This window comes from Bacteroidia bacterium, assembly GCA_025056095.1.
Lineage (GTDB): Bacteria > Bacteroidota > Bacteroidia > JANWVE01 > JANWVE01 > JANWVE01.
This window is the reverse complement of sequence record JANWVW010000133.1, coordinates 1-7,605: the sequence shown is the minus strand read 5'-3', so window position 1 is coordinate 7,605 and position 7,605 is coordinate 1. Positions and strand designations below refer to the sequence as shown.

Genomic DNA, 7,605 nt, shown 5'->3' with positions numbered 1-7,605 from the left:
GTAGCCCGTAGCACGCCGACCTTGTGGGCATGAGCGCAAGCGAAACGCCCACAAGGGCACGCCCAAAAAATTAAAATAGTTACAAACTATTTTTTTGTGTAAAAGATTGACTTTTTGATAATCCTACTATCAGTTGTGCGTTGTTTTAGAGAAAACTTGCTTAATCAAAGCTTCGGATAAGCTAGGTACTATTTTATTGGCAAACAGTGTGAATTTATTAAAACTTCCAATAACTACTTCTCTCTGTCTGCGATTGATGGCATCAAAAATTCCCTCGGCTACCTCTAGGGGTGCGCCAATGTCAATCACTTCTGCTTGTTTGCGCCCAATGGCTTCTTCACCTTCAAAATAATTACTGTCTATCGGACTACTAATGACGTTAATGATATCTACCTTTGTGTTTTCTAGCTCTTTTCTCAATGCTTCTGCAAAGCCGTACAAACCGAATTTTGTTGCGGTATACACTGCCATCATGTGCAATGGCAGCTTGGCTGCAATAGAACACATATTGACAATTTGAGCCCCATCCTTATTTTTAACTAAGGTAGGCAACAAAGCACGAGTAAGCAAAATAGTGTTGGTCAAATTAACTTGAATAGTTTTAACAATCTCCTCCGTGCTCTGCTCAATTAAAATTCCCCAGCTGCCAATGCCATTATTGTTGATAAGGATATCTACTTTTCCGAATTTGTCCAAAATTTGTTTAGCAAGTAGTTCTATAGATTGAGGTGTGTCATCATCTGACGCAAAAGGTACGGATTCAGTGGTATATTGTTGGCACTGTACAGTAAGCAGCTCTAACTCTTGTGAGGACCTGGCTACCAAAGCCAATTTTGCTCCACGATTAGCCATTAAGAGAGCGAGTGCATTGCCTAAGTCGTTATCTGCACCCGTGATGAGTACAACTTTATCCTGCAAAACCATGATTACTTTATTTTGACCTCAAAACTACAAAACCTGTTTGATATAAGCAAAAGTTGAGAACTATTTTGCCAAATCCAAAGTTTTTACAGTATATTTGTACCAATATTCAAAATATAAGTTATGTCTGTTAGAAAGTATTTTCAAGATATAAAACTTGGAATAACCACCACACTTGGTGGAATGAGAATGACTATACGACACTTTTTTACTGGAGCAAGGCGCAGACGCATTCCAATGGGAATTGATAATCCTGATTACTTCAAACAACCTGACGGATTAGTAACCATTCACTATCCCAAAGAAAAAGTTCCTGTACCAGATACAGGTAGATACAGACTTCATAACGAAATCGATGACTGCATCGGCTGTAAAGCTTGCGCCAGGGATTGCCCTGTGGACTGCATTACTATTGAAACTATCTCTGCGGTAGAGGATCTAGGCACTACTTCCGATGGTACTAAAAAGAAACTATGGTTAGCCGTATACGATATTGACATGGCTAAGTGCTGCTACTGTGGTTTATGTACTGCTGCTTGCCCCACAGAGTGCTTGACAATGACTAAAGTATATGACTTCGCTGAATACGACCGAGATAACTTATTGTACCACTTCGGCAATCTAACACCTGAACAAGCTGCCCAAAAACGTAAGCAATTAGAAGAGTCTAAAAAGAATAAAAGTGCAGCTAAATCTGAAACCGCTCCTGCAGTAGAAGAGAAAAAAGAAGAAACTACAACTCCACCACCTCAAGGTACCGCAGGTAGAAAAAAACCTATTATGAAACGATAAGAAACCTTTATATCAAATAACAAAGCCTTTTTCATATATGAAAAAGGCTTATTTTTTTGCTTGCTGGTGGGTTCTCAGGGGCTCGAACCCTGGACCTACGGATTATGAGTCCGTTGCTCTAACCGACTGAGCTAAGAACCCATGCTTACAGAGGGACTGCAAAATTAGATAAAGTTTACATACAATGCAAGTTTTTTATTCGTTTATTCAATTTTTGAAGAGCGTAAGTGTGTGTATCATAAGGGCAAAACCTGTCAGCATTTAGACAAATGAACCTAAAACAACGTATCACAATTAAAGCCCTCTTGTTTTTAGCAAGAGGGCTGGGGAGCGGAGAAGGAGGGATTCGAACCCCCGGTGGGTGTTACCCACGACGGTTTTCAAGACCGCTGCAATAAACCACTCTGCCACTTCTCCTCATCCTTATGATAGATGATGCAAAATTAAAAATGTTCCAAAAAATAAGCAATACCTGCGTATAATTTTTTGTTTTGCATTTGAGCCTTTACTTTGATTATCAGCCTGCTACTTAGTAGCTTGAATTTCTAGTTTTACGTTAACATCATTACTTAGCATTAAGCTCTTACCCCCTACATTATAGTCTAGCCTGTTTAATGAAAAAGAGGAGCTAAAACGCGCCTTGTTATCTTGATTGGGTGTAAAGTAAAAAGGTATCAATATTTCCTTTTTGACATTTTTCATTGTCAGCGTTCCGCGGGCAATGTAATAGTTTTGATGCTTGAATATTTGTGCAGATTTAAAAGTAATTTGAGGATATTTTGCCACATAAAAGTATTCTTCATCGCGTAGATGTCTATCTCTTGCACTAATATCTGTGTCAATTGAATTGGCGTACACGATACCTTCTATTTCGCTTTGGTCTAAGTGATCAGGATCAAACTTGATATGAGCTACAAAATTTTTGAACTTGCCTTCTACCGAAACACCCATGTTCTTTATTGTGAACTTAATTTCAGATGTAGGTTCAACTTTCCAAATGGTTTGAGCAAAGACGGTTGTTTTGAATAAAAGTAAAAAAATTAAGCTGAACCTCAAATTAGCCGTGTGTAAAGCTGTTTTTTTCAGCCATTCAGAAAGTAAGTTGAGTATTATCCAACTTTTTATTTGCATAAACAGGTTCAACCTCAAAGGTATCATGATACGCATGTAATTTAGCTCCTTGTAAATTATCAGAATGATAAAACAAAACGATTAGTTCCTCATTTGCTATTTGTTGTGCGTATTTTATTCTATCCTGCATAGCTTTTTTACCGTCATAATCGTACTTAGCTACAAATTTTCGGTTCACTTGTCCTGCGCTGGGCAATACATCTCCCCCATAAAAATAAACTGCATTTTGACTTTCTACCCAAAAAACTTGATGATATTGTGTATGTCCGCCTGAAACTTCAAAATGAATATACGGACTGATATGTCCTTTTTTTTCAGAAAGCAGGTGTAATTGTCCTGTTTTGTATAGTTGTTCTAAGCGCTGTCTGTGGTATGATTTACTTTCTTGGGCTATGGCATTATAGTATTCGCCTGCCTGCACAAAGTATTCTGCGTTTGGAAATAGTACTTCGCCTTCTGCGGAGATACTACCATCAGCATGATCAAAGTGTAGGTGGCTAAGTAACACTTTGCGTACCTCTTTGTAAGATAAACCTGACTTAGCTAAATTTTGGTGAATATGATACTCTGTGCCTTGCAAATATCCTAATCCTGTATCTAACAGTACCCATTCGTGGTGTGCATACACAAGGAAGGGCTGTATGTGCACTAACAAAGTCCCTTTTCTTTCTTCCAAGCGGTCTTTCTCTTTATTAAAAGGAACAAATTTTTTATCCAGTCCTACCGTGTAAATTCCCTCTGATAGCGATAAAAACATGATGGCAAAAGTATAAAAATTAAGCGCATTATTTTTTACAAGTTGTTTAAGTCTGCCGCTGTGGGGTAGGAACTACAAATTATGTACTCAAAACTCTCGCGTAGTTTAGAAAAAACTATCCTTGCAATAAGGTGCTGGCAGAACTCACAGGACTACACGGCGGAGGATCTCACTAATGCATCAAGTGAATCTCACCTATCAAAAAAATTTTTCCAACAATGTTAAAGTTAGTAGATTTGGAACTTATATGGTTATTGTTCTTTTAGCTTTACTGCCTGTGATAATCATAAACACTTTCATTTATGTAAAGGACAAACGTGATAAAGAGCCTATCAAAAACTTGGCAATAACTTTCTTTTTAGGGGGATTGAGCACAATTTTCATATTCATACAAGATATTCTTCAAGAAGTTGAGCTCATTGGAAGCTGGCAAAACAGTGATGATATAAAAAGCATATTTTTACACGCTTTTGTGGAAGTAGCTTTGGTAGAGGAATCAAGTAAATATGTTATGTTGCGGGGATATTCATATAGGTTAAAAGCTTTCAACGAACCTTTTGATGGAATAGTATATTCTATGATGGTTTCTATGGGCTTTGCAGGAATTGAAAATATTCTTTACTCAATGGAGGGCATTCATGTAACTATTGTACGTGCTTTTACTGCTGTACCTGCGCATGCTACATTTGCAGTAGCTATGGGCTACTACGTTGGATTAGCCAAATTTAATCCTGGAAAAAGTGCATTCTACCAACTTATTGGAGTAGCTTTAGCAGTTATCTTTCATGGTTTTTATGATTTCTTTTTATTATCTAACCACAAAATTGGTATGGCTGTAGGAGCAATTTTTACTCTGATAGTAGGTGTTGTACTAAGCCTCAAAGCTATCAAAGCACATAGAGCTATCAAGAACCAATATATTCAAGATGCTGATGTTTTTTGATTTGTTAAATAGAACATTTTTCCAACGGTTGATAAACTTTTTTAATTGCTTTTAGCTTTTTAATTTTACGCACTAATTTAAGTATGAATACAACTGTTCATTATACAGAGGAGTTTGAGCATCGCCATATAGGTAGTCAAGGTCAATCTTTGCAAGCCATGCTCAAAGAAATGAATGTTAGCAGTATAGATGAATTGATAGAACAAACTATTCCTGAATCTATTCGCTTAAAAAAAACTCTCAATTTGCCTGAACCTTTAACAGAATATCAGTACTTGCAGCATATCAAAAAAATTGCTCAAAAAAACAAAGTATTTAAGTCCTATATTGGTTTGGGATATTACAACACTATTACACCTTCAGTCATTTTGAGAAATATGTTTGAAAATCCAGGGTGGTACACTGCATACACGCCCTATCAAGCTGAAATTGCCCAAGGTAGATTAGAAGCACTTTTGAATTTTCAAACTATGGTCTGCGACCTAACTGCTATGTCCATTGCAAATGCTTCTTTATTAGATGAAGCTACCGCAGCTGCCGAAGCTATGCTCATGCTACACAATGAACAACAAAAAAACCTTCCTAATGCACACACGCTTTTAGTTTCTGACAAAGTATTCCCACAAACGATTGATGTTTTATACACTCGTGCAAATCCCGTCGGTATTACTGTAAAAGTTGTAGATATTGAAAAAGAAACAGACTACACGAATGTATTTGCCATTCTACTACAATATCCTGATAGAACAGGCGAAGTAAAAGATTACACGGAATTAGTTCAAAAAGCTAAACAAAACAAAGTAAAAATTATTGTAGCATCCGACTTACTAGCTTTGACCTTACTTACTCCTCCTGGTGAATGGGGCGCGGATGTAGTAGTAGGCAACTCTCAACGCTTTGGTGTACCTTTGGGCTACGGTGGTCCTCATGCAGCTTTTTTCGCTACTCATGAAGAATATAAACGTTCTATTCCAGGTAGAATCATCGGCGTAACTATTGATGCACAGGGCAGTCCTGCTTTGCGCATGGCACTACAAACCCGCGAACAACATATCAAAAGAGAAAAAGCAACTTCCAACATTTGTACAGCGCAGGCACTACTGGCTAACATGGCAAGCTTTTATGCGGTTTATCATGGACCAAAAGGTTTGAAAAACATTGCTACTCGCATACATGCTTATACCCAAGCTCTAGCTCAGCTATTGTCCGAAACAGGTTGCAGAGTTCGCACTACGTACTATTTTGATACACTCAACATTGACCACGTAGATGTAAGCACGGTCAAATCTATTGCCGAAGCAAATGAAATTAACTTCTGGTATAACTCTGATGGCTCTATCAATTTAAGTTTAGATGAAACTACTCAAATTGAGGATGTGCTACAAATTGCTAACATATTTGCCCAAGCCCAAAACCGTCCAACCTTTACCATCCAAAAACTTAAAGACACTATACATTCGATGGATAAACTACAAGTCCCTGATAAGTGCATCCGAAAAAGTGAGTATCTAACTCACCCTGTATTTAACAGCTACCATACAGAACACGAAATGCTACGATACATGAAACGCTTAGAAAACAAAGACTTAGCCATGAACACTTCAATGATTACTCTCGGTTCATGCACGATGAAGTTAAATGCCACCACAGAAATGATACCCGTTTCTTGGGCAGAATTCAATCAAATCCATCCTTTTGTACCCATAGAACAAGCTCAAGGCTATCAACAGATTATTCAAGAGCTAGAGCAGATGCTATGCGAAATTACAGGTTTTGCAGCAACCTCACTACAACCCAATTCAGGCGCCCAAGGTGAATACACAGGCTTACAAGTCATACGCGCTTATCACATTAGCAGAGGGGAAGGACACAGAAATGTAGTTCTTATTCCTTCTTCTGCGCACGGCACAAACCCTGCATCTGCGGCTATGTTAAACATGCAAATCGTAGTAGTTAAATGCGACGAAAAAGGTAACATTGACGTAGCAGACTTAAAAGCCAAAGCCGAACAACATAAAGATAAATTAGCCGCATTGATGGTTACATATCCTTCTACTCATGGCGTTTTTGAAGAATCTATACAAGAAATTTGCGATATAATTCATCAATACGGCGGACAAGTATACATGGATGGCGCGAATATGAACGCACAAGTAGGTTTGACTTCTCCTGCTACTATTGGGGCAGATGTATGTCATCTAAACTTACACAAAACTTTTGCTATTCCACACGGCGGTGGAGGTCCAGGTATGGGACCTATTTGTGTAGCCGCTCACTTGGCAGACTTTTTACCTAGACACTGTTTAATCCCCACAGGAGGTAAAAGAGGAATTTCTGCCGTATCTGCGGCACCGTGGGGAAGTGCAAGCATACTGCTTATTTCTTATGGTTATATTCGTATGCTCGGCGCAAAGGGGCTAACCAATGCTACTAAAATGGCTATTGTTAACGCAAACTATATTAAAGCTCGTTTAGAAAAGCACTATTCTATTCTTTATTCAGGCAAAAATGGGCGTTGCGCACACGAAATGATTGTAGATTTAAGAGAGTTCAAAAAATATGGTATTGAAGCTTTAGATGTAGCCAAACGTTTGATGGACTACGGCTTTCATGCCCCAACGATGTCTTTTCCTGTACCAGGCACAATTATGATTGAACCCACAGAGAGCGAGTCCAAAGAGGAACTAGACCGTTTTTGTGATGCACTGATACAAATTCGCCAAGAAATAAGAGAAATAGAGTTAGGCATAGCAGACCCACAAGATAACGTACTCAAAAATGCTCCGCATACACTTTCAATGGTTGTGGCGGATGAATGGACACATAAATACTCTCGAGAAAAAGCAGCCTTTCCGTTACCGTATGTTCGTAAAAATAAGTTTTGGGCAAGTGTAGCCCGCGTAAATGACTTATATGGCGATAGGAATTTAGTATGCACTTGTCCGCCTATTGAAAGCTACCAAAACGCAGAAGTATGATGTATTAAATTTGATTTTTTGGGCGTGCCCCTTGCTGACGCAAGGGTCGGGGCATTCCGCACTGCGCTTCGCTTCGGTACTTC

General features: G+C 38.6%; 6 protein-coding genes and 2 tRNA genes. 3 read left to right on the top strand and 5 right to left on the bottom strand.

Going from position 1 to position 7,605, the window contains the following annotated elements; genetic code table 11:
- Positions 1–129 precede the first annotated feature (129 nt).
- Positions 130–918: an SDR family NAD(P)-dependent oxidoreductase gene (locus tag NZ519_09775; protein ID MCS7029041.1), complete on the bottom strand. Its 789-nt coding sequence runs from the start codon at positions 916–918 to the stop codon at positions 130–132.
- A gap of 126 nt (positions 919–1,044) precedes the next feature.
- On the opposite strand from NZ519_09775, the gene NZ519_09770 reads away from it, so the two are divergent.
- A complete protein-coding gene (locus NZ519_09770) occupies positions 1,045–1,713 on the top strand; it encodes a 4Fe-4S binding protein (protein ID MCS7029040.1) in 669 nt (222 codons plus the stop codon).
- Between the two features lie 64 nt (positions 1,714–1,777).
- On the opposite strand, the gene NZ519_09765 is transcribed toward NZ519_09770, so the two are convergent.
- The 4 genes from NZ519_09765 to NZ519_09750 all read right to left on the bottom strand — a co-directional run bounded on the left by NZ519_09765 (position 1,778) and on the right by NZ519_09750 (position 3,601).
- A tRNA-Ile gene (locus NZ519_09765) sits at positions 1,778–1,854 on the bottom strand.
- 190 nt (positions 1,855–2,044) lie between these two features.
- A tRNA-Ser gene (locus NZ519_09760) sits at positions 2,045–2,130 on the bottom strand.
- A 108-nt stretch (positions 2,131–2,238) separates the two neighbouring features.
- Positions 2,239–2,844, bottom strand: coding sequence for a YceI family protein (locus tag NZ519_09755; protein MCS7029039.1), 606 nt, complete (start codon positions 2,842–2,844; stop codon positions 2,239–2,241).
- Complete coding sequence (locus tag NZ519_09750; protein ID MCS7029038.1) at positions 2,804–3,601, bottom strand: MBL fold metallo-hydrolase; 798 nt, start codon at positions 3,599–3,601, stop codon at positions 2,804–2,806. Before NZ519_09750 ends, NZ519_09755 begins: the two co-directional genes overlap by 41 nt.
- Positions 3,602–3,848: 247 nt before the next feature.
- On the opposite strand from NZ519_09750, the gene NZ519_09745 reads away from it, so the two are divergent.
- Positions 3,849–4,544, top strand: a complete 696-nt coding sequence (locus tag NZ519_09745; protein ID MCS7029037.1) for a PrsW family glutamic-type intramembrane protease — start codon at positions 3,849–3,851, stop codon at positions 4,542–4,544.
- Positions 4,545–4,627: 83 nt separating this feature from the next.
- Positions 4,628–7,522, top strand: coding sequence for an aminomethyl-transferring glycine dehydrogenase (gene gcvP / locus NZ519_09740; protein MCS7029036.1), 2,895 nt, complete (start codon positions 4,628–4,630; stop codon positions 7,520–7,522).
- Positions 7,523–7,605: the final 83 nt, after the last annotated feature.

What these genes read in the sequence shown, in the direction of transcription:
- NZ519_09770 (MCS7029040.1), top strand. Translation starts at nt 1,045, where the DNA reads ATGTCTGTTAGAAAGTATTTTCAAGATATAAAACTTGGAATAACCACC.
- NZ519_09755 (MCS7029039.1), bottom strand. Translation starts at nt 2,844, where the DNA reads ATGCAAATAAAAAGTTGGATAATACTCAACTTACTTTCTGAATGGCTG.
- NZ519_09750 (MCS7029038.1), bottom strand. Translation starts at nt 3,601, where the DNA reads ATGTTTTTATCGCTATCAGAGGGAATTTACACGGTAGGACTGGATAAA.
- NZ519_09745 (MCS7029037.1), top strand. Translation starts at nt 3,849, where the DNA reads ATGGTTATTGTTCTTTTAGCTTTACTGCCTGTGATAATCATAAACACT.
- gcvP (MCS7029036.1), top strand. Translation starts at nt 4,628, where the DNA reads ATGAATACAACTGTTCATTATACAGAGGAGTTTGAGCATCGCCATATA.